Source organism: Alteromonas sp. HB246098 (assembly GCF_054890645.1).
The window spans coordinates 1290330-1317199 of record NZ_JBTZUG010000001.1; the positions used below are offsets into that span (position 1 = coordinate 1290330).

The 26870-nt window shown below is 43.6% G+C and carries 27 protein-coding genes and 1 tRNA gene; 9 read left to right on the top strand and 19 right to left on the bottom strand.

The annotated features are described in order from the left end of the window. Positions 1-117: 117 nt before the first annotated feature. Positions 118-1293, bottom strand: a complete 1176-nt coding sequence (locus ACYTPF_RS05505) for a general secretion pathway protein GspB (RefSeq protein ID WP_461851452.1) — start codon at positions 1291-1293, stop codon at positions 118-120. Beyond that, the gene (locus tag ACYTPF_RS05510; protein ID WP_461851453.1) at positions 1286-2197 is read right to left on the bottom strand and encodes an ExeA family protein; all 912 of its coding nucleotides are present in this window, start codon (positions 2195-2197) and stop codon (positions 1286-1288) included. The genes ACYTPF_RS05505 and ACYTPF_RS05510 overlap by 8 nt, the downstream gene beginning before the upstream one ends. Positions 2198-2415: 218 nt before the next feature. Here ACYTPF_RS05510 and ACYTPF_RS05515 point away from each other — a divergent pair, with 218 nt between their 5' ends. The 5 genes from ACYTPF_RS05515 (at position 2416) to hemW (ending at position 8063) form a co-directional block, all read left to right on the top strand. Beyond that, positions 2416-3594 (top strand): CCA tRNA nucleotidyltransferase, encoded by a 1179-nt coding sequence (locus ACYTPF_RS05515; RefSeq protein WP_461851454.1) that lies wholly within the window; start codon positions 2416-2418, stop codon positions 3592-3594. A 13-nt stretch (positions 3595-3607) separates the two neighbouring features. Next, positions 3608-4642: a WD40 repeat domain-containing protein gene (locus ACYTPF_RS05520; protein WP_461851455.1), complete on the top strand. Its 1035-nt coding sequence runs from the start codon at positions 3608-3610 to the stop codon at positions 4640-4642. 239 nt (positions 4643-4881) lie between these two features. Further along, positions 4882-6108, top strand: a complete 1227-nt coding sequence (gene srmB, locus ACYTPF_RS05525; RefSeq protein WP_461851456.1) for an ATP-dependent RNA helicase SrmB — start codon at positions 4882-4884, stop codon at positions 6106-6108. Between the two features lie 220 nt (positions 6109-6328). Next, a complete protein-coding gene (locus tag ACYTPF_RS05530) occupies positions 6329-6931 on the top strand; it encodes an XTP/dITP diphosphatase (RefSeq protein ID WP_461851457.1) in 603 nt (200 codons plus the stop codon). After that, positions 6924-8063: a radical SAM family heme chaperone HemW gene (gene hemW / locus ACYTPF_RS05535; RefSeq protein ID WP_461851458.1), complete on the top strand. Its 1140-nt coding sequence runs from the start codon at positions 6924-6926 to the stop codon at positions 8061-8063. Before ACYTPF_RS05530 ends, hemW begins: the two co-directional genes overlap by 8 nt. A gap of 111 nt (positions 8064-8174) precedes the next feature. Here the strand turns inward: hemW and ACYTPF_RS05540 are convergent, their stop codons facing one another. The 9 genes from ACYTPF_RS05540 to ACYTPF_RS05580 form a co-directional block, all read right to left on the bottom strand. Further along, positions 8175-8969 carry a YggN family protein gene (locus tag ACYTPF_RS05540; protein WP_014975812.1) on the bottom strand — a complete coding sequence of 265 codons (795 nt, stop codon included), beginning with the start codon at positions 8967-8969 and terminating at the stop codon, positions 8175-8177. A 310-nt stretch (positions 8970-9279) separates the two neighbouring features. Further along, positions 9280-9852 carry an Lcl C-terminal domain-containing protein gene (locus tag ACYTPF_RS05545; RefSeq protein WP_461851459.1) on the bottom strand — a complete coding sequence of 191 codons (573 nt, stop codon included), beginning with the start codon at positions 9850-9852 and terminating at the stop codon, positions 9280-9282. A gap of 2 nt (positions 9853-9854) precedes the next feature. Then, positions 9855-11633, bottom strand: a complete 1779-nt coding sequence (locus ACYTPF_RS05550) for an Lcl C-terminal domain-containing protein (RefSeq protein WP_461851460.1) — start codon at positions 11631-11633, stop codon at positions 9855-9857. Between the two features lie 111 nt (positions 11634-11744). Continuing rightward, the gene (locus tag ACYTPF_RS05555) at positions 11745-12257 is read right to left on the bottom strand and encodes a PAS domain-containing protein (protein WP_118490128.1); all 513 of its coding nucleotides are present in this window, start codon (positions 12255-12257) and stop codon (positions 11745-11747) included. After that, positions 12257-13252: a response regulator gene (locus ACYTPF_RS05560; protein WP_179982537.1), complete on the bottom strand. Its 996-nt coding sequence runs from the start codon at positions 13250-13252 to the stop codon at positions 12257-12259. Before ACYTPF_RS05560 ends, ACYTPF_RS05555 begins: the two co-directional genes overlap by 1 nt. Positions 13253-13530: 278 nt before the next feature. After that, positions 13531-14241, bottom strand: coding sequence for an LrgB family protein (locus tag ACYTPF_RS05565; RefSeq protein WP_461851461.1), 711 nt, complete (start codon positions 14239-14241; stop codon positions 13531-13533). Then, positions 14238-14639, bottom strand: a complete 402-nt coding sequence (locus tag ACYTPF_RS05570) for a CidA/LrgA family protein (protein ID WP_269918739.1) — start codon at positions 14637-14639, stop codon at positions 14238-14240. Before ACYTPF_RS05570 ends, ACYTPF_RS05565 begins: the two co-directional genes overlap by 4 nt. Before the next feature lie 94 nt (positions 14640-14733). After that, positions 14734-15501 (bottom strand): LytR/AlgR family response regulator transcription factor, encoded by a 768-nt coding sequence (locus ACYTPF_RS05575; protein WP_461851462.1) that lies wholly within the window; start codon positions 15499-15501, stop codon positions 14734-14736. 137 nt (positions 15502-15638) lie between these two features. After that, entirely contained in the window at positions 15639-15965 is a 327-nt protein-coding gene (locus ACYTPF_RS05580) for a DUF3718 domain-containing protein (RefSeq protein WP_461851463.1), read from the bottom strand. Positions 15966-16280: 315 nt separating this feature from the next. Here ACYTPF_RS05580 and ACYTPF_RS05585 point away from each other — a divergent pair, with 315 nt between their 5' ends. After that, positions 16281-17000 carry a hypothetical protein gene (locus tag ACYTPF_RS05585; RefSeq protein ID WP_461851464.1) on the top strand — a complete coding sequence of 240 codons (720 nt, stop codon included), beginning with the start codon at positions 16281-16283 and terminating at the stop codon, positions 16998-17000. Positions 17001-17046: 46 nt separating this feature from the next. Here the strand turns inward: ACYTPF_RS05585 and ACYTPF_RS05590 are convergent, their stop codons facing one another. After that, entirely contained in the window at positions 17047-17376 is a 330-nt protein-coding gene (locus ACYTPF_RS05590; RefSeq protein ID WP_179982531.1) for a hypothetical protein, read from the bottom strand. Between the two features lie 187 nt (positions 17377-17563). Next, the gene (locus ACYTPF_RS05595; protein WP_461851465.1) at positions 17564-18373 is read right to left on the bottom strand and encodes an MbnP family copper-binding protein; all 810 of its coding nucleotides are present in this window, start codon (positions 18371-18373) and stop codon (positions 17564-17566) included. A gap of 594 nt (positions 18374-18967) precedes the next feature. On the opposite strand from ACYTPF_RS05595, the gene ACYTPF_RS05600 reads away from it, so the two are divergent. The 3 genes from ACYTPF_RS05600 to ACYTPF_RS05610 all read left to right on the top strand — a co-directional run bounded on the left by ACYTPF_RS05600 (position 18968) and on the right by ACYTPF_RS05610 (position 20492). Next, positions 18968-19044, top strand: a tRNA-Ile gene (locus ACYTPF_RS05600). Positions 19045-19314: 270 nt separating this feature from the next. Further along, positions 19315-20100, top strand: coding sequence for a hypothetical protein (locus ACYTPF_RS05605; RefSeq protein WP_141151654.1), 786 nt, complete (start codon positions 19315-19317; stop codon positions 20098-20100). Next, positions 20100-20492 carry a HEPN domain-containing protein gene (locus ACYTPF_RS05610; protein ID WP_141151653.1) on the top strand — a complete coding sequence of 131 codons (393 nt, stop codon included), beginning with the start codon at positions 20100-20102 and terminating at the stop codon, positions 20490-20492. The genes ACYTPF_RS05605 and ACYTPF_RS05610 overlap by 1 nt, the downstream gene beginning before the upstream one ends. A 188-nt stretch (positions 20493-20680) precedes the next feature. On the opposite strand, the gene ACYTPF_RS05615 is transcribed toward ACYTPF_RS05610, so the two are convergent. From ACYTPF_RS05615 to ACYTPF_RS05640, 6 genes are all read right to left on the bottom strand, one after another. Further along, positions 20681-21115 (bottom strand): hypothetical protein, encoded by a 435-nt coding sequence (locus tag ACYTPF_RS05615; protein WP_419227366.1) that lies wholly within the window; start codon positions 21113-21115, stop codon positions 20681-20683. Beyond that, on the bottom strand, positions 21108-21539 hold the full coding sequence (locus ACYTPF_RS05620; RefSeq protein WP_141151651.1) for a DUF5681 domain-containing protein: 432 nt from the start codon (positions 21537-21539) through the stop codon (positions 21108-21110). The genes ACYTPF_RS05615 and ACYTPF_RS05620 overlap by 8 nt, the downstream gene beginning before the upstream one ends. Positions 21540-21570: 31 nt before the next feature. Next, positions 21571-22287 carry a hypothetical protein gene (locus ACYTPF_RS05625; protein WP_141151650.1) on the bottom strand — a complete coding sequence of 239 codons (717 nt, stop codon included), beginning with the start codon at positions 22285-22287 and terminating at the stop codon, positions 21571-21573. Positions 22288-22658: 371 nt separating this feature from the next. Beyond that, positions 22659-24653, bottom strand: a complete 1995-nt coding sequence (locus tag ACYTPF_RS05630) for an AAA family ATPase (protein ID WP_461851466.1) — start codon at positions 24651-24653, stop codon at positions 22659-22661. Between the two features lie 156 nt (positions 24654-24809). Further along, entirely contained in the window at positions 24810-25025 is a 216-nt protein-coding gene (locus ACYTPF_RS05635) for a helix-turn-helix domain-containing protein (protein ID WP_100973171.1), read from the bottom strand. A gap of 225 nt (positions 25026-25250) precedes the next feature. Beyond that, a complete protein-coding gene (locus ACYTPF_RS05640) occupies positions 25251-26555 on the bottom strand; it encodes a tyrosine-type recombinase/integrase (protein WP_141151648.1) in 1305 nt (434 codons plus the stop codon). Positions 26556-26870: the final 315 nt, after the last annotated feature.

The following is a 26870-nucleotide window of genomic DNA, read 5'->3' on the forward strand; positions in this document are numbered from 1 at the left end:
TTTCAGGCATATTGTTGGCAAAGAAAAATATTGCATAAAGGCCCTGGATACAGGGCCTTTTTTACATAGTAAGCACAGTATTTCTGACGGGTATTTCTACTCTAATCGATGAAACGACTACCAGTCAGTTAATGCAGCCATGGTAAAAATTTCATCTTCAAAAGAAAGCACCACGCGCTGCGCTTCAATATTCACAATTTGCACTCTATCGGCAATCCAGTCGCCCTCGCCTATCTGACGCCCATTTACTCTGACCCACCTATCGGCTGGTCGAGAAGCATACATGTGCGCACTAAAATTCATCGTAGGAAGGTGCGTTAATAAGCGAACGGGCAACTGGTCGACACGAGGCAGGTCGTCCTTAACTGTGATTTTTGTTTCTTCCTCGGCGGGTGTATCGTCTTGCGCTTTTGAATCCAAAGCTGCCACAGCAGCGTTAAAGCGCGCCATAAGCTCTGGCGACACCGATACGTCAGATTGAGCTTCGGATTCGTTTAACACTTTTCCTTCGTAATCTTGCGAAGACAGAGTGTCGCTTGAATTATCACCCTTTGTAGCCGCTACATTTTCATCTGCTTTATTGCTTCGCGCAATGTCAGACTGGGTATTTGGCTCAATGGCTGCTTCGCTAGAAGAGGGCGTGTTGGCAACTATATCGACAGCTTCGTCTTTAGGAACATTCGAACTGCCGCTTTGTGTACCTGTCTGGTCTGTAGGTTGTGTTTGTTCACTTTGATTTTTCGAAGTAGCGGGCATTTCGCTACCTTTTTGCGTAGCGACAAGCTCCGAAGTGTCATCGCTTTTGTCTTTCTTTGAAGCACTGGCTTCGGACGCTGTCGTAGGTGCCGCCGCGGGCGCCGTTAACATCGGCCACCAGCGCTTGGCGGTAGCTGCGGAAAAGCCAATGCATAAGCCGCCAAGTATAACTATAGCAAAAAGCGCTACTTGCTTGGTGTACAGCTTCCAGGCCGACGGTAATCCCTCTACTGTTGGCAAAAACAAACTGCGATTAAACTGCTCATTAAGCGATTTATCAAACGTGGCGCTTGTATCGTGCTCTCCGCGAAGCAAAGCTTGGGTTTGCGTTCTGTGGTGTGTTGTTGCAGGTGCTATTTCCACGGTTTGCTCAGGGTCTATTTCAACTTCTTGCACACCCATTTCAGACAGGCCCTGTACCATGGCCTCGCTGGTCACTAAGCCCGACTTCCTAATTTTCACAGGCCCGTTCTGCTTTATGATTTGGACAATCACCATGCCGGGCGTTAAATTTTCAATGGTAACGATATTAGACATACAAGCTCCCTAACCCGTAACCAAAAAGAATGGCCAAAACAAACGCCGATGCTAAATACCATTTACGCTGACTTTGCACCCGTTGACTTACTACATCTGCGCCAAGAATTTGCTCTGCCGCGGCCAAGAATATAGGCTTTTGCACAACGGCATGCTGCTTAGTAAAAGATAAGGTTAAGGCTCGGTCGCACAGCAAATTAATTACCCTTGGAATTCCACCAGTAATTTGATGCACCGCGCGTAAGGTAGACTTACTGAAAATACTGATATCACCGTCGGCTACGCTCAAGCGATGAGCAATATAGGCACTTACCTCGGGCGCAGTTAAGGGCAGTAAGTGATACCTAGCAGTAATACGCTGGGCAAGCTGGCGTAACTCGTTGCGCTTTAACAACTGCTGTAATTCAGGCTGACCAATCAGTACGACCTTCAGCAACTTTTCACGGTTTGTTTCAAGGTTGGTCAATAAACGAAGTTGCTCTAATACTTCAGGCAGTAGATGCTGCGCTTCATCTACCATAAGTACCGTGTTAATGCCTGCTTGGTGATTTTCTGCCAGTTTAGACAAAATTAAATCAGTAAAATACTTAAGGCTGGCTTTCTCTGGTGTATAGGGTAAGCCTAGTTCATCACAAACCGTAGCTAATAGCTCAAGAGCAGATAAGGTAGGGTTTAATATCATAGCTACCTGGGTATTGTCCGGTAGCTGCTGCAACAATTTTCTTGAAACTGTGGTTTTCCCAGTGCCCACTTCTCCGGTAAGCATCACGAAGCCACCGCTTTCCCTAAGGCCGAAGGTCAAATGGGCTAATGCCTCTTTGTGTCTTGGGCTCATATACAAATAATCGGGGTTAGGCGCAATCGAAAAAGGATTGTCATTTAACCCGAAGTAGTTCAAATACATGGTTGCTGAAGCGCCTATCTGTTTTAATTTTTAACGACGATTAAACTACCAGACGCAACCTTGAAGTGAAAGCGCATAACGATGTGGCGACGAATTTTATTTGTAACATTGCTATACTGCGCCTCTGTTACCTTGGGAGGGTTGATTTTCGTTACACGTCATAAGTCGATGCATTCCCAATCTAAAAAGTATTACTGATAAAAAATCGTTGGAAGAGCATGCAAGTATATCTCGTTGGTGGCGCAGTACGTGACGCACTGTTAAACAGAAAAGTTGTTGAACGCGACTATGTCGTGGTGGGCGCCACGCCAGAAGAAATGCTCAGCCAGGGTTATACCCAAGTAGGCAAAGACTTCCCTGTTTTTTTACATCCAAAAACACAGGAAGAATACGCACTTGCACGTACAGAACGTAAGTCAGGAAAAGGTTACACGGGCTTTGTGTGCGATGCGTCAAGCTCGGTCACGTTAGAAGAAGATTTGTTACGCAGGGATCTTACCGTTAACGCGATAGCGCAAGATAACCTTGGAAACCTTATCGACCCCTATGGTGGTAAAAAAGATTTAGAAAACCGCATACTTCGCCACGTATCTGAAGCCTTTAGTGAAGACCCTCTACGCGTATTTCGCGTTGCTCGGTTTGCAACCCGCTATGCTTATTTAGGATTTACTATCGCCACTGAAACCATGGCACTTATGCAGTCTATGGCGCAAAGCGGCGAGCTAAGCACGCTAAGTGCAGAGCGGGTATGGCAAGAAACAAAGCGCAGTCTTTTAGAGAAAACACCGCATGTTTTTTTCACGGTATTACACCAAGCCCATGGCCTCAATGACTGGTTTACTGAGCTTGAAAGAAACGTAGATTCTGCTCTGGAAACGTTAAAAACGGCGGTAGACCTAGAAAAGGTTGAAAACGAGAGCCTTGTTAAAGACACGGGTTCAGAAACCCCATTACCTGAAAGCAGCAATTCAGAAACCGCTAGGCTGATAACAAGGTTTACTGCCCTGCTCACTCACCTTAATGAGGAAGAAGCGAAACAGTTATGCAGTCGGCTCAAAGTGCAAAACCAAGTTAGTGAAATCGTCAGCCTTGCCTGTAAATTCAAAGGCTTTCTTTTAAACGCGCAGAACTCGCCCGCCGATTTACTGGCCTTGTTTAATGGCTGTGATGCGTGGCGTAGAGAGGAACGTTTCACATTATTACTTAGCGCTTTTGCGCCTTATGCTCACAACAAGGGCGTAGATTGGCAACACCAACAAAAACGCATTGAAAATGCGTTAGCCGCCGCCAACCAAGTGAACGTGCAAGACATCATTGCCACGGGCGTTAAAGGCCCTGAAATAAAAGACGCGCTTAACCAAGCAAAGCTATCCGCTATTGCCTCTATTAATACATAATTGTGCTAAAGCAATGATCGAAAGAAAAACGTACGGACGCTTTCTCTCACCTTTAGCGTCACGACTTTTTTATTTACTTTTCACCGTTCTCCTAGCGCTTTTTGGTTGCACTGAAGAGACGCGCGTATTACCTGTTCACGAGTTTCGCTTTACCCAAAAGCCAGTGAGGAAAGCTGCGCTTTCAGAGGATGCCCGTCTTGCGGCATTCATTTTCGACGACTCCTCGGTGTCTGTTTGGGATGTTGATGAAAAACGAGAGCGCTACAAGTGGCATAGTGACGAGCTTGATGAAGAGTCACTGCACCTCATTTCGTTTTCCAAAGACAAGGCATGGTTAGCGCTCACAGGCTATTGGAGCACTACACTGATTAACTTGCACTCAGGTGATGTGGTAGGTAGTTGGCATTTTAGTGGTAAAGATCCCGGCGCCACAGCGTCATCAACTTCCCTATCCCACCATGGTGACAGCGCACTAGTTGGTATGACCGATGGTACCGTATTGCTACTAAATTTTGATAACGGCACTGCATTGCAATACCAGCACAATACAATGAAAGTGCTTCATGTCGGCTATTTTTCTGATGACTATGCGTTTTCTGGAGGGATAGATAAGCGCTGGTTTCTATGGGATTTAGACAAAAACGATGTGTTGCTGGAAAGGCAATATCGCAGTCGAGTTACCGCTTCTGTACTAGACAATAGAGCTCAACTCGCTTTTATCTCCGATGCGCTAAATAGCCACGAAATTATTGATCTCGCCACCCATGAAGTAGTGTCTGAACTGCAATTTATGGAACGTTTCCGCTTTTTCCGAAAAGGGTTATTTTTAGAGAACGGTGACTACCTAATAACAACATCACCCAAATCAGTGGTGACGCTATGGCATACTAACTCTGGCGAAGAGATAGCCTCATGGGAAATTAAACGCTACTCAAGCGAAGCCACCACTCACGCTATTACACTTAACGAGGATGGTGATGTTGCTACCCTCTCCTCTGATGGCGTGCTTCAAAGCTGGGATTACCGCACAATAGCCAACCCCCTTTAATTCCTTCAGGCAAGGGCTGCAAACTGACTACTATTTTGAAATCTTGCAGCCTGAAATTGAAAGTAAAATGAGTAAGTTCGATTTAACGCAAATGCATGAGCGTAACGCCAATAGTACCAACCCGTTAGCGTCAGAATGTGTATTTACCTACGGTGTGCGAATTTAACGCCAGTTTTTCTCAATGTTTTGGTGTAGCAATGCTACAATACGCCCCATTCATTTAGAGCGTTTTTTATACTATGACTTTCGAAGAACTCGAATTAGACGAAGCACTGTGTCACGCAGCTGCCGATATGGGGTTTGAAACTCCAACTAGCATTCAAGAACTGGTCATCCCCCATGCCTTAGATGGGCGAGATATCTTGGCCTCTGCTCCTACGGGTACCGGTAAAACTGCCGCATTCTTATTGCCTGCGTGCCAGTTTTTACTTGATTACCCGCGTAGACAGCCTGGTGCTACACGTATTTTGATCCTAACGCCTACCCGCGAGTTAGCGCTACAGGTTTACGAACAAGCCCTAGCCACAACAAAGCATACACAAATTGTGTGCGGGGTAATAACCGGTGGTATTAACTACGGTACCGATAAAGAAACCTTAAGCAAGAATCTCGATATTCTTGTGGCCACGCCAGGTCGTTTGCTTGAGCATATCGAAAAAGAAGCCGCAGATTGCCGTGATATCGAGTGTTTGATCCTTGATGAAGCTGACCGCATGTTGGATATGGGTTTCTCAACGGTAGTTAACCAAATTGCTGCCGAAGCGCGCTGGCGCAAGCAAAACCTATTGTTCTCAGCCACGCTTGAAGGCAAAGGCGTTAAGACTTTCGCTCATGACATTCTTAACAATCCTGAAGTGATTGAAGCGAACCCATCGCGCAAAGAGAAGAACAAAATTCATCAGTGGTATCACCTTGCTGACGACATGAATCACAAGCAAGCGTTGCTGGTGAATATTTTGAAGCAAGAAACAACGACGTCAGCGGTTGTGTTTGTGAAAACCCGCGAACGCCTGCAAATGCTTAAGGACTTCTTAGCCTCGAAAGATATTCCAGTGTGCTGGCTACAGGGTGAAATGCCACAAGACAAACGTATTGCAGCGCTAGCCCGTTTCAAAAGTGGTGAAGTACCTATCTTGCTGGCAACGGATGTTGCTGCCCGCGGTATTGATGTGCCTAATGTAAGCCACGTTATTAACTTCGACATGCCACGCAAAGCTGACATATACGTACACCGTATTGGCAGAACCGGTCGTGCTGGTGCTAAAGGTACTGCAATATCTTTGGTTGAAGCCCACGATTTTGATATGGTGGCCAAAACCGCACGTTACATGGGCGAGCCACTTAAAGCTCGCGTTATTGACGAGCTACGCCCTAAAAACAAAACGCCTAAAATTGGCCCGAAAAAGAAGAAAGTGAAGGCCAAAGACAAAGCCAAGGCAAAAGCTAAGCCTAAAAAGAAAAAGTAAAACTTGAGCACGTAGAGGGTGAGCGATGCGATGGCCGAAGGTTGGGAGTGGCTTTCGCAAGCACGCGGTAAACACATCCATGTGCGCTCCGCTGCCGCATCCCTGCGGCAGAGGGTTTGCTCAAACCACTCCCAACGTTCGTCCTGAATAACCTAAAGTAACCCGATGAATGTGTTTGAGCTTATTTCAGGAGCAAAGAAAAAACGAGGAGTCTGGCACAATGAAATTCCCAGAAAAAATTGTTTTAGCCACAGGTAATCAAGGCAAGGTACGTGAGTTTGCATCCTTGTTTGCAGACTACGGCGTAGACGTTGTGGCGCAAAAAGAATTAGGTGTATCTGATGTACCTGAGACAGGCACAACATTCGTTGAAAATGCCATTATTAAAGCGCGTCATGCGGCGCAAGTAACTGGCCTGCCCGCCATTGCTGATGACTCAGGCTTAGTGGTTGACGCGCTTGGCGGTGCACCTGGTATTTATTCAGCCCGCTATGCTGGCCCTGATGCTACTGACGATACCAATATCGACAAACTATTAGCTGCCCTTGATGGTGAGACTCAGCGTAAAGCGCACTTCTTTTGTACCTTGGTGTTTATGCGTCATGCCGACGACCCAGTACCATTAGTTAGTCAAGGTAAGTGGCAAGGTGAAATTTTAACCGCTCGCTCTGGTAACGACGGTTTTGGTTACGACCCGGTATTTCACGTGCCAACTCACGGTTGCACTGCCGCAGAATTGGAGAAAGCCGAAAAGAACCGCATTAGCCATCGCGGCAACGCCCTAGCGATTCTGCTTGATAATATGAGAGCGACTTTTGCGTAATCCCCCGCTTAGCCTTTATATCCATATCCCTTGGTGTGTTCAAAAGTGTCCGTACTGCGATTTTAACTCTCACGGGCTTAAGTCTGACTTACCCGAAAAAGAGTATGTGGCGCATCTACTGGACGATTTAGCCATTGATGCAAAACGTATTGGCGACCGCCCTGTCGAGACAATCTTTATAGGCGGTGGCACGCCCAGTTTGTTTTCAAGCGAGGCCATGGCTGACATCTTAAACGGCGTTAAGCAGCGTGTTAATTTAAGTGACACAGCTGAAATAACCATGGAAGCCAACCCTGGTACCGTTGAAGCCGGCAAGTTTGCGGGCTTTTATCAGGCAGGCGTAAACCGAATATCGGTGGGCATTCAGAGTTTCCAGCCTAAGCATTTAAAAGTGCTAGGCCGTATTCACAATGAAAGCCAAGCTGAAAATGCGGTAAAACAGGCTCACAGCGCAGGGCTACCCACGTTTAATTTAGACCTCATGCATGGCCTACCCGACCAAAGCGTAGAGAATGCCATGGCAGATTTGAAGCAAGGCATTGAGCTAGCCCCTTACCATCTGTCTTGGTACCAGCTTACTATAGAGCCAAACACGCCTTTCTATTCAAAACCACCAGAGCTACCTGACGACGACATTCTGTGGGAAATACAGGAAAAAGGCCACAGCCTTCTAGAGCGTGCGGGCTATCACCAGTACGAGATTTCAGGCTACGCTAAAGCAGGGCATCAATGCCGCCATAACCTGAATTACTGGCGCTTTGGCGACTACTTAGGCATTGGCTGTGGTGCCCACGGAAAGATTACCGATGCCGCTAATGGCACAATTCACCGTACCGTCAAAGTGAAGCATCCAAGAGGCTACATGGAAATGAGCCGACCGTATTTAGATACGCAAACGCAGGTTAACGCAGACGACCTGCCGTTTGAGTTCTTTATGAATAGGTTTCGTTTAGTAGAGCCCTGCCCTATCAGCGATTTCAGTGACTTTACGGGGATTGAGCTTACCAGCGATGTTAAACGCGCACTGTCTGATGCTCACCAACAAGGGCTACTTTCTATTTCAGATAGCCACTGGCAGGTAACTGCTAAAGGACGTAGATATCTCAACTCTCTGCTGTCGTGTTTCGTATAATCTTGCCGTTTTGAGCCAACCAAAAAGCTAGATCAAAAAAGCCTGCTCACGCAGGCTTTTCTGTCTTAATCATTCTTTAACCAGAATTAGTACACGTAATACTTATTTCAGCTAGTTTTCACTCTTATCATGTCGCGTAATGATATTGTAAGGCTTAAAAGCAGGCACACTTGCTCGAAGGTTCTCTTCCGCTACGTCTAAGCGTTTGAGTTTTTCACAAAACCACTCTGCCTTTTTACGCAATGTCGTAGCTTTATCACCTACATCAAGGTGCTCACCTACGTTGTTAAGCTGACGAGTAATTTCCGCTACTTTCTCTTGATTTACTTCACCACTTCCAGTGTTGATACCACTGATCGCCGATAATATACCGCCTACTGAAGTAGAAATTGCTTCCTCAAGCTGCGCTTCAATTTCACTATCGACAAATTCATCCACGCTTTCCAGCGACCCAGGGCCGATAAAGTAATGATTGCTGGCGTGCCTAAATTTATCTTTCACGCGATTTTGAACGCGCTTCATAGCAGCGTTTAAACGTTCATAGCTATCGTGGTCGCTACCAACTAAACCTAAATACACGTGTTCAATGGTATCAATAGCTAAATCTACACCTTCGGTGGCCAAAATAATCATTTTTGGTACTACATAGTGTAACCCTGAAGAATACTCTTCTAGCCACTGCCGTTCTTGCTCATTCAAGGTTTGCCAACGTCCACCTACAAAAAGCTGGTTTTGGTCATTAATCTGAACTACGGTGCGGGTTTTATCCATTACGCGAAGCTGTTCGTTATTAACGGCAATACCGTAAGCAAAATCGATATTACAGGTATATTCAGCCTGCGCCGATGTGCTAAGTCCAGCGAATAAACAAATTGTAAAAAGGGCAGCCTTAAGGCTCGATATCATTTTCATACCAACATTGTGGCTAGCTTACTGGGAAATAAAAAGCCATCATGAGTCTAACGTGCTAAAAATCAGGTTGAACATGTCGATATTATCAATCTACTCAAAACGCAGCTTGATACTAGGGCCTGTAGACTTTTGTTATTCACCAAAGGTCAACAGGCTCTAAGCAAGAGTGTCGATTTTCTTTAAAATTGACGTTCAAACCAAAAAACAAAGCACGCATTATAGAGCGTGCTTTGTTGATAAAAAGTCTCGGCATCAGATACTAGACGAAAGACTAATAAGAAAGGATGTAGATCTTTCCCTACACCTATTCATCGGTGTAAGTACGCACCAAACGTACATATATGAATCGGTCTTTTTCCTTAATAGAATGGCTAGCGTTAAAGAACGCAACAACCCATGCTCGGTCTGGATCGTCCGCTGAAGGGGTAGAAGTCCAAAAGTCATCTGGCGGCGTTGCCGGAAAAAGTGAGCTATTAATGGCGGGTCGCACGCAGTCTCGTTCTGTTAACGTTGCCAACTCTTTAACGTTAGGCAAGCGCCACCCCAATAAATCATCGTTGCTTGCTTGCTGCGCTAGCTGTAAAGCTTGCTGCCACGTATATTTTACCGCTTCACCGCTGCACGTAGAGCCATCCCACGTTTGACCTTCCGAACAACGCATCCACACCAAATCTGTTGTGGTATCTAGTAAGGTACTAGTGGTAACCGCTTCAAAATTATCATCTGGTGTTGTTTCAAGCCCATCAGATAGACATTCCTGAGCATGAACTGAGATCGAAGCACCTATAAGCAATGCTGATGCAGCGAACAGGTTAATTGAAGTAATCATTGTTTTTTTCATCACTTTTTTGGCGATCGTATTAACTGGTTTACTCATGACTATCTCCCTGCTCTTACTAAACGAACACGTGCGGCTGACGACTTGTTAAGAAAGTTATCTACGCCCGAGTCAAAGTCTAATGCCCAGGCATTTTGCGCGTCGTCGCTATTTACCCCGTCAGCACTAGGCACGGATGTCCAATACCAAAGCGGTTCGGTTGATACTGCACCTGTATTAGGGAAATAATCTTCATCAATAGCAACATCATCGGCAATGCCCAAGTGCATTAAAGAGAACAGTTCATGATGAGTAGGTAAACGCCAGTCATAAAAGCCACACAAGCCTTGCGCATTTACCGCTTCAACATAAGCAGAGGTATTGCAATTAGTTAATAAACAGGTCGCATTCGAACCAGTTTCATCACCTTCAAAGCCACCATTCACCTCGTCGCTATACCAAGAATATGTATAGTCTTTGTCTTGAAATGCACCGTCGTCGGTCTTCACTTCCCAAACTAACCCAGTTACGTTATCGCGAACGCACGACCATGTATCAGCACTGGCATCCTGCTCATCACCGTTAGCGTTTAAGCGCGTGAAGTCAAACCCAGCTTTACCCCGCCCTGCTTTTTCTATCAAACCGTTTTGCTCGATAATATCAGCGCCACGCTGCCCGTCCTGCCCAGGAAAGTCGTTTTGCTGTGCCTCGGTTAATGCATTATTGGTCGCTTGCTGTAAAAAACCTGTATCGTTTAAAAGCGGTGTTGGCATTGGGCGTATATTTACGTTAATCGTGTCTTCAACGCTATTGCCGTTGGCGTCGGTGACAGTAAGGGTATAGGCCACAACAGTAGAGGACGATACCGAAGGTGCTATAGCAAATGTGGATAGTGCATCATTGTCATCTACTGCGCTAATTTCGGCATTTGAAGCTGACGTAGTGCTTGAGGAAATATTAGCACTGCGCTCCCACGAATAGGTAAGCGGTAACGCGCTAGGAATACTAGTACTGGCCTCGCCATCTAGAATAACGACTTCTCCACTGAATACGCCTTGAGAATAACCCGCATCAACAACCGGCAAGGTTTCAGTTTCTGACTGAACGGATATAGTGACGGTATCAGTATCAGTCGCGCCTTCGCTGTCGGTCACCTCTAACTGAAAAGTAAGCTGCTGTGCATCATTGGCGATGGGCGTTACGATAGTCAACGTAGAAAGGTTAGTTTCCACGCCAGTTATCACATTAGTCCCGCTGGTTTGCGACCACATGTAATCGGCTATTTCACCTTCTGTGGCATCGGAATCCGCGTCACTACTTCCAGTGCCATCAAAGACAATTTCTACCCCACCAGGGAATGTATTAGCCGGCAAATCGTCCCATTCGGGCACCTCTATACTGGCTTCAGGGGCAATATTCACAGGCGCAACCGTGATAACGGTAAAATCACTGGCTGTATTACCGCTCTGATCATTAACCGATACGGTCAACGTGTATTCAGTAGCACTATCCACTAGTGGCGCAACGAAGCTTGCAGCAGAAGCGCTTGTATCTTCATGAGTAATCGTTAATGAAGGAGACGCACTCCAGTTGTAAGTGTATGTCCCGTCGCCTCCGCTTATTTCCGCGCTTAGCGAGTAGGTTACGCCTTCTGTTACTGTTGCATCAGGGCCAGCATTTATCACTAAATTACCATTGCCCGATCCCCCATCGCTTGAGTCACCATCACCGCCTCCGCCACCACCGCAGGCAGCCAGAATAAATGCGCCGCCAAGAATGGCTAGCCCACGCGCCACATTACGTGGTAAATAGCCTAAAAATGAAGACATAATTAATTGCATACATACTCCCATCGCACTTGATGCTGAAACCCCAGGCACAGTGCATGAAAAAACTCTATATAGATGGAATCGCAAAGCGGCTTTCAGCCTCTGCTGCGGTACAAATAGCGGTTAAGATAAGGTGTGTTTCAATTTACTCGCGACTAATCTCGCTTCTTGCTCTTCGGACATCGTAACTTGCAGAGCCTCGAGCTGCTTTTTACCTACCGCCACATCAGTCATGTCGTAAATCATCATGCTAATGAAGTCCACCTTTCCTGTTGTCGAGGTAAGTGGAGATAGCGTGATGTTTTGATACATAAATGACTCACTACCTGTAATCGGCCGGTAGTTAGGAAACTTGAACAAATACGGGCGCTGCTCCCAGGTCATGAAAGCGCGAGTTTTTAAGTCGAAGACGGGCTTAGCTTTTTTCATAAACCAGTCTTGCTTAATTGAAGGGAAAAGCGAAAATAATGTTTTGTCTCTTACCTCACTTGGTAAAAGTCCACTGTGACTTTCCATAAAGCCATTCCATACCTGTACGGTGAAGTTACGATCAAGTACAACGATCCCCACATCTACCGTTTGCAGCATGTCCATCATCCAATGGAATTCTTGTAACTCATCTAGATGCTGGCTCATCAGAAATCCTCCAACAAGTGGGCAAGCTTTGAATTCATCATTTTCATGGACTCTTCCGTGAATAGTAAAATCAAATCGCATTGAACGTTATAGCCTTCAAGCCCATAGCTAAGCTCTATCGCCAATGTTCGCTTCCACTTAATTTGATTCATACTAATAATTTCAGTGATGGCACGGTGCTGACCAAGCACAATAGGGTGACCTTGGCTGAAGTTAATATCCATCTGAGTTGCTAACCCAGTCAAACAGGTTCCAATTAGAATGCTAGCTGCATCCATAAGCAGCTCTAATTGAAGTTGATCGTCTACTTCGCCTTCAACGTTTAAAATCTTTGCAACATCGTCAAAGCTTGAATCGCTCAAAATACACAGTGCTTCGCCACTTACCCCCGGCCCCAAAAAACCTTGGCAAACCGCGGTAACTTGTTCATGGCTCTCTATATCAGAAAGCATCATATGAAGCTCTGAAACTTCAATGAGATTAACGTTAGGTATAGGAAGTTCTACGAAGACATTCATGGTGCGCGCGAGGTGGTCGCCTGCTTGGCCCATTGCGATATTAGTTATCTCTTGGTAACAATCGCGAATATCAGGGTCGAGGGGCGTAATTTCTTCTGGCTCTTCTTCCTCGGCGTGAAGAATATTATATTTATCAAGAACCTCAGCAAGCTTTTTGGGGTCCACTGGCTTGCGGATAAAGTCTAACGCCCCCAGCGACGTCACTCTTTCGTGCGCCTCCGGTTGAATGTCACCAGACACCACAATAACCTTAGTTTTAAGGCCTTGCTGTTGAATTGCTTCTAACGTGCCGTATCCATCAAGAACAGGCATGTTCAAATCTAAGAGTAAAAGATCGCCTTTACCATCGGCGAGCGCAGTCAAAGCATCTTGGCCATTCTTTGCAAAGTGCACGGCTACGTCCCAATCTTGAGGAAGGCACTTAGCCACTTGCTTGCGCGCAACTAAAGAGTCGTCACATACGAGTACTGAAAACATTAAGTTCTTTTACCACCTAGCTTTAACAACCAGCTACCGCTGGTATTTTCTAGTAATTTCAACTGTATCGGCACGACTACTGTGAACTGAAGTAATGATTTTTGTATCAGGTACAGTAAGCGGTAGTGCCCTATTGATGTTATAAACAGATAATCCTTATATGGTGATACGAAACACCTCACTAAGAAATAGCACTTTTGGGGAATATTGCCAGCGTGTTTTGTATTTAGCTGTCAGCTTACGATAAAGCTATAAGTTTGAAGTCTCTGGCTGAAAGTTTAAACAAAAGCTCCAAAGACTAGGGGGAGTATCAAAGCCGTAAATATCCCGTTAACACAAAGCCCAAGGGTAGCCATAGCGGCGACGTCCTCACCCATTTGTATTGATTTAGCAGTGCCAATAGCATGCGCAACAGTACCTAAAGCAATGCCCTGTGCCTGTCGGTCACGCACGTCGAATACAGAGAATACCCCGGTCGCTACAATAGCGCCCACAATGCCTGTAGTGATAACAAAAACAGCTGCTAGCGCTGGAATCCCGCCAATATGAGCACTAGCTTCCATCGCAAGAGGAGTGGTGATTGATTTAGCTAACATGGTCATTTTTAGGGCCGATGGTGCATCTAACGCAAAAAGCGTGAGCCATGCGGTAACAGGCGCAATTATTCCACCAAAGCCAATACTGACTATTAACCTCCATCCGTAGTGTTTTAAACACTGCCATTGGCGATAAATTGGTAATGCGAGCGCTACAGTGACAGGCCCTAAGAGCCAGTGAAGTAATGAAGCTGAATGCTGATACTTCACCACTTCAGTATTGGTCAAATAGAGAAATACAGAAACAAAGACAGCCGTAAAGACAATGGGGTGTGCAATGGGGTGACCGTTACACTTTTTATTAATCCAAAGCGCAATAAGGTAACCGATAACAGTGATACATAGCCATAACAGCCCATTAAAGCTAATCACTTGATTTAATGCATCAATCATTCAAGCTCCCCTTCCTTTTGTGAAGCGCTGGAAGGTTTATCCAATTTGCTACAAAATAACTTCTGTGCGAACCAAGCGGTGACGCCTAAGCTTAATGAGGTAGTAAGAATAATGGCAATGGCGATTGCCAGCCCATTGGCTTGAATATCGTCCCAATAAATAGACACCCCTAGTACTGCTGGAACGAAAAACAATGACATATGTTTTAAGGGAAAGGTAACAAACCTAGCTGTAGGCACTTCCAGTTTTGGAAAAGTGAAGAGCATACCAAGCAGCAGACAAAGCCCAACCAATGGCCCTGGAATAGGTAACGCCAACATGGTAACGGCGAAAAGCCCAGCATAATACGCAGCGAAAACTACTATGGCACCCACTACCGCGTTACTTACATTTCGCACTTTCTATCCTTGCCTTTAAGTATAAAGTACTAAGTGTAACGATTAGCGAGTTCCACCACCAGCGGGACCATGGTCGTATGATCTTCCTCGATTTTTATTGACCTTCTACATGCCAAAACTGATAGTAATATTTATGGGTAACTTTGAAGATCTCGCCACCTTGCATAACCACTCTTTGCTGATTTAACCTTTGCTCTAAATGCGCCACGTGTTTGGCATTTACTGCTACTGAACGATTACAGCGCTTAAAATGCTGCTCGCCAAGACGTTTCAGTAATTCACACAAGGTTGTGCGAACCACATAACATTCAGATAGTGTTTGTACACACATGTAATCCCCTGCTGCTTCTATCCATTTAATATCGGCAGGGTTTAAGCAACACCATCCATTTTCAGTTCTAATACCAACCACATTAGGTTTGTTAGTCTTGCTTAACTGTTGGCGTAATGTCGCTAATAATGCGGGCTTAGATACACCGTACTGTTTGCACAGCCCTTTTACCATTGTGTTGAATTGGAAATCACGCTCAAAACAGTCAAATTTGCTTTTAACGTATCCGATAGCACGTATTAGCTGGTCCTCTTCAAAAGGCGGTGTAATAAAACCCGATGCGTTGTGCGAGAACGCCAAAAGTGCCTCTTCATCATTGTCGCCCACCGCCAACCAATACTTTGAAGCTAGATTACGACATGACTTTGAAACTGAATAGAAACCGATTGATTGAGGGTACTTTTCAGCCAAAGCTAAACAGTGGCCCACCGACTCAGCCCCAAACACATTGCTAAACAGATTTAGTTGCTTCAAGATTTTGCAAAGTGAAGCTTGCTTAGATGCAGATTGTAAGAATACTAATGAGATCATCTGCACTCCCTTTGCAATTTAATTGATGCTATAACTTTCTAGGCCCTATGGCACTGCGGTTTAAAGGAATAGCTGAAGAAAGATGAAAAAAAGGGGCTATGCAAAACATAGCCCTAAGTCCAGGGCGAAAACTCAAATTAGCGTTTAGCGGTCAATACGCTTTGGCTTGCATTAACACGACGCGCTATATGCTGAGCATTTCTAGACGCGTTATGAGTAGCTGCAAAGGTCAACATATCTTGGCCATTACAAACCAAACCTTCGTGCAGGTGTTTTATATTCAAGCCTGTTGCTTTTACCGCGCGATGTAGTTTAAAGCGGCTGTCGCTCTTTACGGCTTCACATACAGCAATTAGCTTATCTTCTATCTCGGCTGGGTAAGAGCTAGCATTTGCAGCAGTAGCAGTTAAAGAAAGTGTGGTTCCTAGTAAAGCGATTTGGGTAACACGGCGTAACGTAAACATAACAATTTCCTCTGATAGTATTAGGCAACGCGGTGACGACCTCTACTTGTCGCCGCCCCCATAAGCTAGTTAAGTTTTATGATGTTTACGCTACAGAAGCGTTAAAATACGGTTACCTGAGTTGTAGCGATAAGCGCACAAAAGATAAGGTTTAACTATCTATCTAAACTGTTATTAGTCGCGCTTAACACACACTTTGAAACAACCTAACAATTTTAAAATTGCTAGCTAATGTTAAGAAGCGCTAAAATATCGAAAAACGTAAATCTAAAGTAGGCATGTCGTAAGCCAATAGCATTAATTCAAGGAAGAGAAATGTTAGAGCAGCAGCACTATCACCATATAAGAGAACACATGCAGCCAGGCGACATCATTGCGTTTGGCGGAAACAGTTTGTTTTCCCGATGGACAAAGCTTACTACGCGCTCCGCCGTTACCCATGTTGCCATAGTTACACATATTAAAAATACACATACTAAAGCTACGCACACCACAGCTACGCATACCCAAGCTACACAATCCATGGTGCACGCCCAGGAAAGAAGCCAGTATTACAATCATGTTATGGAGGCTACGTCTTTCAAGGGTAAACGGGGCGTTATGACAAACCGGCTAAGCGAGCGTGTTGCGTCGTATGACGGTGATATTTGGTGGCTGCCCCTATCAAGAGCATCGCGTAGTATATTCGAACAAAACAAACACAAATTCTTTAACTTTATGTGCGAGCAAGAAGGAAAGCCCTACGACGTACTCCAGCTATTCGGTTCGGCTGTAGACGCACTCGATGATCACCCTCTTTTTAGTAGTATTAGCTATAATAACGAGGATTTTAGCAGTTGGTTTTGTTCAGAGCTTATTGCTGAAGGCCTAAAGACCGCGGGTGTGGTAACAGGTGTAAACTCATCCGAGGTAACCCCAGTTGACATCTGCCGGTTCAATATCTTTAAAAAACGTTATGTGCAGCTTAAAGGGGAAGGTCGAGTTATTGCAGGCTTTAATTCTTTAGTGCCAGACAATTGGGGTCAGATTGCCTAACCCCACCTCGCTAAAAGCTCATTTACCTGAAAAGGCAGTTCTGCTTTTAGAAAATACTGTCTTGGTGAATTTTAATAAACATACCCGTACCAATTTTCGAGTAGTCAATTTTATATTCTTTTCCATTTAGCGTTTGAATAAACACTAAAGTTTTTTCGTCACCGAAAACGTCGCTAGTCGTTACATCAACTAGTTCCATATCCATCATTTTCGCATCGCGCTTATTCTCAGGTATTTTACCTTCATATTGCTTAATGCCTTTGTAAGTTACAAGAATTGGCGGGTGCTCATCACCATTGATAACCAATAAATCTAACTTTCTAATTTTATGAATGATGGTGTTTCGACCACTTGTAATGAAGGGTTTTTCAGTCATTCTCATCTCCGCGACCGCTTACCTGCTTTTTATAATTAACATAGAATGTGAGGGTTGAGTCTATCACGATGTTAATAATCAGCACATAAGCATTTGGTTGATATATGTGTGCAAAGTATAAACATAAATTACGAAATGTGAGCAATAAATCGCTAATTTTTAGTGTTTAAGTAGGTTTATTTCAATTTTACTGCCATTTTATCCACGGTCTATAAACCAGATTATGAATAAGCTTCTCACAGGGCTTAGTTTCAGGAGACTTAAAAACACAGCTTTCAGCTTCGTTGATATCAACTTGAGCTACTATGTTGGAAACAGAAACCTCTAAGTCTAAGTCAGTATCTAACTGAGTCATTGGCAAAATAAACTCAACGCGATTAGTGAATGCACATGACTTTTCAGGTGCAGTCGACGCTGATTCAGATGCACACCCTACGCTTCCTAGGTGATAAGACCATTTAGGTGTTTCTTTACCGCTTTTTGAAACATCTAACCTTAAAAACCGGTGCCCGTTTTGACGACTCGAAAACATTGACTTATCGTTTAATGGCGTTGGTTGCGTAAGGGGGTCAGCATGGTTAACGTTAAAAGGTAGCCCCATAGTAAAACGAAGGTTAGTTGCTAATTTTAAGAGTTCCTCTGACACATCTAACACTATTTTGCTGTTAGCATCGTCTGGGTTGCTGCACTTATTGTGAAATTTCAACAGTGCTTCATTTGGAGTTTGCCACTGTGTTTGCTTGAACTTCACCCGCTGCCATTTTCCATCTATGCGCACTTCGGGTTTGCTAAGATAGAACCCGAAATAATCGATATTCCAACGCTGCTGACCAATGCTCATAATCATTGGGCACGCGCCTGTGTCTACACCCACAAGTTTAAAGGGTATTTCTCCAGCTTCGCGTCCTTTCAGATTAATCACGTCGCACCCTACCAATGTAAGCAATGCAGGGAAAAGCAACGTATATACAGCTTTCATGCGAAAAGGTATCTTCATTTACTTCAATAATTCCTTCAAATATTCCGCAGCCAGAAACCGCTGCACTTTCACCCACCATATAATCGATAAAATGAGTGCATGACTATTAAACGCAATAGTGCTGCTTTTAGCGTTTGTGAGTCAAGGCGGACTAACATACAAAAAGAGTAAATAAGCGTTATTGGGCAAAGAAAGTGTTAGCTTTTCTTCCAGTACTTTTTTCTAGTGCTTTCTTCTAGTAATTAGGGGGTAGAAAGTATTGGATTTCGAATAACGTTTGCTAACTCTATTCATAAAACAAGCAAAACAGCGACAAAATGAACAAAAATAAAGCAAACAATTCACAAAGCCATCAGCTAGGCGTGACAAGGTAAATAAAACTGCTTATACTTGCGCTCGCTTGTGATTGTTATGCAAAACAATTTGCGGACGTAATTACACAGCACATCTCAAAATGGCCCCATAGCTCAGTTGGTTAGAGCATCCGACTCATAATAAGTTGCACTGGTCATTTAGTTAGAGATAAAATAGATTAAATACAATAGGTTACTAAAGAGTAAAAACCAACTCGAAAATCATGTAAGCCTGTTGTAAGCAAGATAAAAAGTTTTCGGCCCAATAGCTCAGTTGGTTAGAGCATCCGACTCATAATCGGCAGGTCCCCTGTTCAAGTCAGGGTTGGGCCACCATATAAAGCCTCGCGATTCTAAATTCGCGGGGCTTTTTTATTTAACGCTTAGACTAAATTTTCAGTATTTCTGATGAAAACCTTCCCACCAAAATAATAAACAAGAAAATCAGTAAGTAACGAAAAACAACAACTTCAATTTGTTTATTAAATAGACTTTATCTTGGATTTAGCTGTAATAACCTTATAATACTTGCCCATTTCAAAATTTCAGAGTAGTTTAAACTTTGGAGTTGGTGGAATTTGCTTGAAGTAATCTGAAGGAATTGGTGTGCAGCAAACTCAAACGATCTTGAATGATATTTTATCATCTATAATTGACATTCATAATAAAGGCGGAGATGTTTCCCCTTTCGAAGTCGCATCGTTAAGACGAGATATATTGAAGCTGCCAACAGTGAACGAGCAACAGCACGCTTTTGGAATGCTCTACGCTGCACAAAAAAAGCGAGCCGAGATGAAGCAAGCTTTTGAGAACGCTTTGTTATCAAGCATGGCAGACGAGACTGATGTTTGGAACTACTGGGTATCGATGAAACTAGTAGGACTAACACCTGAATGCCTGAAAAGAGCTAAGGAATTAACTCTTTCTTACACGCATCTCAAACTAGGTGTCGAGTTAGTTAGTTGGTATACCAAATTATTCCAACTTGATGATGCTGCTGAGTTACTTGAATTCTGTCGTTCGTTCAATGATGAAAATTATGCCGAAGCAATCGATTCGGTTGAGATGGAACTTAATATGTTAGACAAATTCTTCACTAAGGGAAATCTTCCGAAGGAAGAGCTGAACTCTATTGGTAATGCTGTCCTGTCACTCATTGAGAGTAAGGGAATAAAGATATCATTTGGTGTATCAGAACATCTTAAAGAACGTAATCATATAGCGGTCACCTATGGTATTGATGAAGAACGCTACACTTCATCACAAGTTTGTGAACTAAACTTTGACGTTGCGGATGCGTTAATCGATAAGGACTTGGATAGACTTCCAGTCGTAGTTAAGTTTGTAAGACTTCCAACTGAAGTGTGTAAATCTGAGGTTGGAATAATATAATGTCTGTCGAAGGAAAGGATTTCTTAGATTTTGCGAAGAACGCAGTAGCTAATGGCACTGAAATTGGTTACAGAAATGCAGTCAGCCGATCTTATTACTCAATCTATCACACCGTTTTATCTTTAGTTGAACAACAAATTCCAAACTATTCTGGCGGCGGCTCTCATTCTAGCTTGATTCAATACTTGGGTGACCCAAGCTGCCCAGAAAGATTTGATAAACGCCAGCTAAGGCGGCTTAGCTACATTTTAAGGCAACAGAGAGATCTTCGCTGCGATGCTGACTACGAGCTTGACTTAGACACAATAACGAAAACTACGGCTGAAGACTGTATTGAGCAAGCGATGAAGGTGTGCTCTATTTGTCAATCACTCTCTAGTCAAGCCGCCTAAAGTAATCTGTGTAATAAACAGGCTCACCTGTCTTAATATTCGCTTTCAGGTGAGCTTGCATAGGGGCAGCAAGTAGTTCCCACTCCACAAGTGACTTCCTGACAGGAAAAAGAGCATAAGGCTTGTTTAAGTCCTTATGCTGCTGATTCTCAAGTGCTGCAATTCGTTGCAGCACTTTTGTTCTAGCACTATGCCGCATTATCTTTACTCGGGAAGTAAATATCAGCAAGCATACATAGCATCTCAACACGCTGGTTGTGATGTGGATGGCGAACAGAAATAAAACTGGCAATCCCAAGCTCTGGTTCCATAAAACTGGCAAGCTCATTTGCAGGTACATCACAGCGAATACAAGTAGCTGGAATATTCTTATCACTGTAATCGAATAACTTTTCTATGTCCTCTGCCACTACCAACTTAAACTCACCCTGCCCTGTTTGAAGAAATAGGCAACGCACTGTCCGCAGATGCTTGTCATGCGGCCAGAACATTTGACCACAATCATCATAGAACTTAGTCAGCCGAAAGCAGTCCTCTGGCGCATATCTGTATAAGAGAGGTGCAAACTCTTTCATATGATTCGTTGGGATGATGAAGCGTTCTTCTATATTTATCTTAGGCATTAGTATTCCCCTCCAAAGCAGCTAAACGATCCTCAATATCTTCAAGGTGTCGGATTTCACCAAGCGCCCCAATTATCTGAATTATTCGCTGCGCACTGTCAGGTGACAATACCCCCTTTGAGGTTGCCGCTAACACTTGCTCCGTTTGTTCAGCAAGAGAAGCAGCGGTATCGAGCTCGAACTCAACCTTTTCGCTCTGTGCTGCTAATGTGGGTAATACCCGCGAAATAATTAATTGTGCAGCTTGCACATCACCCTGCTTTGCTTTTGCTACAACAGCTTCAACTATATCCGAAGCATCGGTTAACATGCTTTCGGTAATCTTAGCTCTTCGGTCTACTATTCCCTTTGGACGACCTTTAGGATTAGGCGACTTCATTCCTTTCACCCAAGCTTTATTTCCACTTACTGCTGGCTCTGACATAATTCCCCCTCTTGATAAGATCAACACTAGATCAGGCTTGGTTTTCTTCGTGGTCTTTAATAATAAGGGCGCGTCGTGTTGCACTTTCTTCGTTGCGTAACTTGGCAATTAAGTCAAAGTTAGCGCCAATAGCTTTTTCGGTTTGGAGCATCACAAGTGGGCCTCTACTTTCAATAATAGAAAGTGCCGACTTCATAACTTTTACGCGTTTAACTAGCTCGGGGTTAGTAGTCTCGTGTAGCTTGCGTTTGTAGTTCTCACGTTCTTCTGTGGTAATCCCAGACAAAAATGCTGGTGCATCAATTATTGCAGTCACTACATCGTAATTCTTTTCTGCGAATAGCTTTTGCACTAATTCAGCTCTTGCTGTTCTGTCCAAAGTTTTAATGTGCGATCTGATTTCTTGGGCAAGTGCAGGGGTAGTTTTGCTTAGTGACTCGCTCATTGCCTGCTCGACACTTTTGATACCAGATTCAAGATTAGTTCTTGTGCGATCAAATACGGGCAAAATTCTGTCCATATTCTTTTCACCAAATTCAGCAAGTTCTAGGATCTTCTTTTCTTTTGACCACGCAGAATTAGCATTAACTTTTGCTCGCGCACTATGAACCGCGCCAAGAGATTTATAAGCTAACTCTAGTGCAGCTTTAGCGCTTTCAACATAGCCTGCTGTCGTGTCGTCATACCCATCAATTGAAGTAATATTCTGAGGGTGTAATGAAGGAGTGATGTTTGAATTGATTTCCATTTTGTATTCCTCGCTGTTTCGAAAAAAAATAAGCAAGGAACACGTGAAAAACAGTGTGGTTACGCTTGTTAACAGTACATAACAGTTACACGTTACACTAAAACAAAAAACATCTACAAACTTTTTATTTAGGTAACAATAACCTACTTCTAAATTTAAAAATTAAAGCACACTACTACCAATAAGTAGGGGCAAAACTTTAACGCCCCTAAAGGTTGGAGATAACAGAATTAACCACACCTGTTTGGTGCGTTAAAATAGGGGCGTTATATAGGGTTAACGCACCAACGCACCCTTGGGTGCTGTGCGTTTGGCTGTGCTCGTTAGGGGCGTTGTAAATCGCTTAACGCACCTTAACGCCCCCCAACGCGCTAACGCCCTAGTTTAAAACCATCATTACCTGAATCAGAGATCTTACCTTTGTTTTTAAGCCTTTTTATAGAACTTCTTAAGCGAGCTTGAGGGATTTTAATGAGCTGTTTTAAGTCGCCTTTTTCAAGTCTATTTTGACTTACTGGATTCCCAGCTTTTAGCTGACACTCAATAACACCGAAAACATGCTTATCATCTTCTTCGTTTATATTCTCTAATTTATCTCCGATGTCAGATCCAGCCACTACACATGATGTAATAGGCTCACCATCTTCATCATGTCCCAACAGCACTGTGATTAATTGAAATGGTCTGCCTATACCGTCTTTACCATCTTTTGACTTGGTGACCTCCCAATAACATCTTCCATCAGCATTTTTAGTAACTTTAATGGCACAATCCAAAGCCCCAAGCAGACCCGACCAACCTCGCAGCCCTCTTTTATCGTCTTTACCACTGTGGTGAACTAAAATAATTAATCCGCCAACCTCTTGTTGTATTTTAGTAACTTCTCCTATTAGCTTGCCCATACCCTCGCTTGAGTTCTCATCCATCCCAGGCGCACTTGCAGCTAGAGTATCTAAGCAAATAACACCATTCGTTAATAAATGCTCTTTCAATACAGCAATAAAGTCCTTTCTGTCATTGTCTTCTAGTAGGTTAATGGCTGGGGCTTCAACGAACTTAATGCTTTTAAGTGGTCGGTAATGTTTTTTGAAAGCCTGCGCTCTTTGCGGTATACCGCCCATCCCTTCAAAAGCAACGTAAGCAACATTACATACTTTTGTTTTTCGGCCAAACCAATAGTCACCAGCAGCCACATGAGCTAATAAGTCCAACACGAGGAATGATTTACCTGCACCGGGCGCTCCGTAGATTGAGACCAATCCACTTTCAGGTAATATGCCTTTGACTAACCACTTCAACGATGGACGCTTGGCTAATTCTTGTGGTGAATAGACCTTGATACGGCTGCTTCGCTTAGCTTTCCAGTTTCTTATTATTGCCTCAGCATTTTGCTTTCCATGTTCAATAGCTTTCCTATTCTCCTGACTTTCCTTTGCCTGATTCAACCTTACTCTTCGGATAGTTCTAGGGAGATAATCTGCACGTTTAGCTTTATCGCGCTTACCAAGTTCTGATAATAAAAATAGCCGCTTAAGCTGCTCATTATTAGGAGTGTAAAAAGCTAGCATTTGAAGTAATGATATATCAGCAGAACTGTGATCTTGATGGCCTATCTGATCCCAATTTGCATTCCAATGATTAATAAACTTGTCTTTATTTTCAGAGTTAAATGCCTTTTGAAGTATTTCGTCATCTGATTGTACTTGTGGCTGATCTGGGGGCAGCTCAACCCCCTCTTTTTCTGGCGACATCTGATAGTACAAACTTGCAAGTAATGGTTGCCTGTTCTCAATAGGAAAATTCTTTTCAATGTTGCCAGTACATACAATAAACCGTTCAGATGAATAAACTTCTACTCCGTCTTTTTTGCGCCCTTGCTCTACATTTCCTTTCAACCAAATATGATATCCATTTCCACTTACTGACCTTTCTGTGAAACTGGCGAATTCATTAACGATTTTATGAACTCGGTTTTTATGCTCATCGGAGCTATTAGCTTTTATATCTAGATCTATACATGTGAATGGATCGAGCTTAGAAAGCACATACCCCATGCCCAAACTGTACTCTAAAGCTTTGGCATAGACCGCATCGAATGTAGACCAAGTTCTAGGATCAATGGTGCTCGCATTTGTCTTATTAAGCTGAAGAGGGCGTTTATCATCCCCAGCTAAACACCACTGGGCTCTATTACGTAATTCCTGCGGGATTTTAAGAAATTGTTCGTGCTGTACGCTGGCTGTGGCTGCGCTTTCACTTTCGCTATCCCTATTGTATTGCTGGCTGCCGATCTCTGCATGTACAGCTTTTGTGGGATCCCACGTATTATCTTGTTTGTAATTAGTTTCATCATTATTGTTTAACATGAATCACTCCAAAGCGCTTTGTCTAACCCACGATGGGCACAGCGCTTTTTTTTGAATGAGTTACAGGTGAATTACTTGTTGATGCGAGAGCATTCAAATGCGTATGAAAAACTTCTAGTTTTCTCGGTGAACGCCCATTACAACTAGTAAGTCGTTCTAATAGGATTGGTCACCAAAACGGGATGTTCTTTCTCGGCGTGTTTGTTCCATATAAGCCTCTAATTCTTGCAAGCTATATCGAACTGATTTGCCGAATTTATGAAATGCTGGGCCACGCTTAATGTGTCGCCATTGGTTCAGAGTATTAGGAGAAAGCCCAAGGAGCTCGGCTGCTTGTTGAGTATTAACTGTGGTTATAGTTTGAGTTGTCATGGGGTTGCCTATATTCACTTGCCGCTAGCCCAAAACAAAAAAGGCAATGCAGCGAATTCGATTATGAACTCCGCGACACTGCCCATGCAGATCTTTGCCTCTTTGAAGCGAATCACCGGAGTGACAAAGCATCACGCTCACTTTCAAAGAGTTGGAATGGTGTGTTACCTACATTAGGTAACTGCGTATTAAGTTATACAATTTTATATTCATTTGCAAAGAGAATTATTTCACCATTTGCACAACATTATCAGCTTTAGCTGCCGACTCAGCTATTTGGGCTAAACGAAGTACAAAGTCACCAACTTTATTCACCTCTTGAATCAACACTTTCGGGTCTTTGTTATTACCGTAATGCAGAGCATGAACATCACCTGATATGTGGTTAAGCAATATTCGACGCCTATCTGAATCCACACCTGACCTTACCGCAAGTTCTTCGAAGGTTCGACGCATTGCATGAGGATGAATATGACACCCCGTAATCTCTGAAACCCTGACGAATAAAGCACGGGGGTCTTTGAGGTAACCAGCTTTGCCCCGCTTAGCAGGAAAGACATAGGGGTTATTAGACAATTTTTGAGATTCTCGTCTTAACAATACTTTCCTGAGTTCCTTGCTAATTGGGAGAGTTATCGAATTGTGGTTCTTCGTGACATCCAAATGAAAAGTTGGAACGTCGTCATGCAATTTCACTCTGTCCCAAGTGAGCTGATTTGCTTCGCTGATACGTGTACCAGTTAGGAGCATAAACATTATGAGGTCAGCACTGGTGCAAGTCGTAGCGATATTTCTCTCTGGGTCTGCATGAGCGTTTAGCGCTAACCACACCTCCCCTATTTTATCTTCTGGAATCCTTGTATCTCGTTTTGTCTCTTTGTTCCATTGTGCAAGACCATTAGATTTGATTGCTTGTGACACGGGGTTTGGGTTCAATATCGTGTAACTTCCATCAGGAGCGGTATACTTCTCCTTAGCCCAGTTTAACAAGGCACGTAAGTTTCTAAATGCTAGGTTCGCTTGTGTTGGGGCTTTTTTGGAGATATTCCTGAAACGTTCAATTACCGCATCTCGGGTAATATTTGCCACTGGTTTGCTTGCCCAGTCTGAAAACTCGTTCTTAACACAGCTCTCAATGCCGTTAATAGAAGCTTGGCGTAGAGGCATCCCCTTTGTTCTTTTGTGTTTCACATAGTCGTCTTTGATTTCAGCCAAGGTGACGGTTTCAGCTTCACTCACATTCTGCCGCTTCTTTTTCTCTTCTAAAGGATTTACTCCTTTGCGCATAGATGCTCTTGTAGAGCTAGCTTCTTCCCTTGCTTCTTTATAATCAAGCTCATCTAGCAACCCTAATGTGAAGCGCTTCGACTTTCCATTAACGTAACCTTGAACGATCCAACTTCTTGCGCCATTAGCTGTTACACGTAAGCCAAGACCACTTTGCTTTTCGTCCCAATAGATTGCCTGCCCTTTTTCGGGGATAGGGAAACTAGCTGCTCTAGTATCAGTGATGTTGTATTTCTTACTCATATGTAACCCCTAATTTGTGGTTAGGAGTTAGCTGCTCTGAAATAACTAAAAGATGAGTTAGAATTGCCATATCGGCGGTTCTCCTATGTCTATCGTCGCTCATGCGGTCGGGACTGTTGCAGCAGTCGCCGGCCGCTTCTGTTTACTTACACCAGAGACTCATGTACGCCCCGTGTAAGCATTTTTATTATAAAGACACATTAGAACGCATTACTACATATAAAAATAAGACGCTGAATTTATTGGAATTTATAAAGACAACGAATTACATATAAGTTCAAATAACCACAACGCAACTTACTCATAATCGGCAGG

What these genes read in the sequence shown, in the direction of transcription:
- ACYTPF_RS05515 (WP_461851454.1), top strand. Translation starts at nt 2,416, where the DNA reads ATGCAAGTATATCTCGTTGGTGGCGCAGTACGTGACGCACTGTTAAAC.
- ACYTPF_RS05590 (WP_179982531.1), bottom strand. Translation starts at nt 17,376, where the DNA reads ATGACTGAAAAACCCTTCATTACAAGTGGTCGAAACACCATCATTCAT.
- ACYTPF_RS05615 (WP_419227366.1), bottom strand. Translation starts at nt 21,115, where the DNA reads ATGCCTAAGATAAATATAGAAGAACGCTTCATCATCCCAACGAATCAT.
- srmB (WP_461851456.1), top strand. Translation starts at nt 4,882, where the DNA reads ATGACTTTCGAAGAACTCGAATTAGACGAAGCACTGTGTCACGCAGCT.
- ACYTPF_RS05635 (WP_100973171.1), bottom strand. Translation starts at nt 25,025, where the DNA reads ATGACAACTCAAACTATAACCACAGTTAATACTCAACAAGCAGCCGAG.
- ACYTPF_RS05630 (WP_461851466.1), bottom strand. Translation starts at nt 24,653, where the DNA reads ATGTTAAACAATAATGATGAAACTAATTACAAACAAGATAATACGTGG.
- ACYTPF_RS05520 (WP_461851455.1), top strand. Translation starts at nt 3,608, where the DNA reads ATGATCGAAAGAAAAACGTACGGACGCTTTCTCTCACCTTTAGCGTCA.
- ACYTPF_RS05510 (WP_461851453.1), bottom strand. Translation starts at nt 2,197, where the DNA reads ATGTATTTGAACTACTTCGGGTTAAATGACAATCCTTTTTCGATTGCG.
- ACYTPF_RS05640 (WP_141151648.1), bottom strand. Translation starts at nt 26,555, where the DNA reads ATGAGTAAGAAATACAACATCACTGATACTAGAGCAGCTAGTTTCCCT.
- ACYTPF_RS05585 (WP_461851464.1), top strand. Translation starts at nt 16,281, where the DNA reads ATGTTAGAGCAGCAGCACTATCACCATATAAGAGAACACATGCAGCCA.
- ACYTPF_RS05580 (WP_461851463.1), bottom strand. Translation starts at nt 15,965, where the DNA reads ATGTTTACGTTACGCCGTGTTACCCAAATCGCTTTACTAGGAACCACA.
- ACYTPF_RS05555 (WP_118490128.1), bottom strand. Translation starts at nt 12,257, where the DNA reads ATGAGCCAGCATCTAGATGAGTTACAAGAATTCCATTGGATGATGGAC.
- ACYTPF_RS05545 (WP_461851459.1), bottom strand. Translation starts at nt 9,852, where the DNA reads ATGAGTAAACCAGTTAATACGATCGCCAAAAAAGTGATGAAAAAAACA.
- ACYTPF_RS05595 (WP_461851465.1), bottom strand. Translation starts at nt 18,373, where the DNA reads ATGAAGATACCTTTTCGCATGAAAGCTGTATATACGTTGCTTTTCCCT.
- ACYTPF_RS05560 (WP_179982537.1), bottom strand. Translation starts at nt 13,252, where the DNA reads ATGTTTTCAGTACTCGTATGTGACGACTCTTTAGTTGCGCGCAAGCAA.
- ACYTPF_RS05625 (WP_141151650.1), bottom strand. Translation starts at nt 22,287, where the DNA reads ATGGAAATCAATTCAAACATCACTCCTTCATTACACCCTCAGAATATT.
- ACYTPF_RS05575 (WP_461851462.1), bottom strand. Translation starts at nt 15,501, where the DNA reads ATGATCTCATTAGTATTCTTACAATCTGCATCTAAGCAAGCTTCACTT.
- ACYTPF_RS05610 (WP_141151653.1), top strand. Translation starts at nt 20,100, where the DNA reads ATGTCTGTCGAAGGAAAGGATTTCTTAGATTTTGCGAAGAACGCAGTA.
- ACYTPF_RS05620 (WP_141151651.1), bottom strand. Translation starts at nt 21,539, where the DNA reads ATGTCAGAGCCAGCAGTAAGTGGAAATAAAGCTTGGGTGAAAGGAATG.
- ACYTPF_RS05550 (WP_461851460.1), bottom strand. Translation starts at nt 11,633, where the DNA reads ATGCAATTAATTATGTCTTCATTTTTAGGCTATTTACCACGTAATGTG.
- ACYTPF_RS05565 (WP_461851461.1), bottom strand. Translation starts at nt 14,241, where the DNA reads ATGATTGATGCATTAAATCAAGTGATTAGCTTTAATGGGCTGTTATGG.
- ACYTPF_RS05505 (WP_461851452.1), bottom strand. Translation starts at nt 1,293, where the DNA reads ATGTCTAATATCGTTACCATTGAAAATTTAACGCCCGGCATGGTGATT.
- ACYTPF_RS05530 (WP_461851457.1), top strand. Translation starts at nt 6,329, where the DNA reads ATGAAATTCCCAGAAAAAATTGTTTTAGCCACAGGTAATCAAGGCAAG.
- ACYTPF_RS05540 (WP_014975812.1), bottom strand. Translation starts at nt 8,969, where the DNA reads ATGATATCGAGCCTTAAGGCTGCCCTTTTTACAATTTGTTTATTCGCT.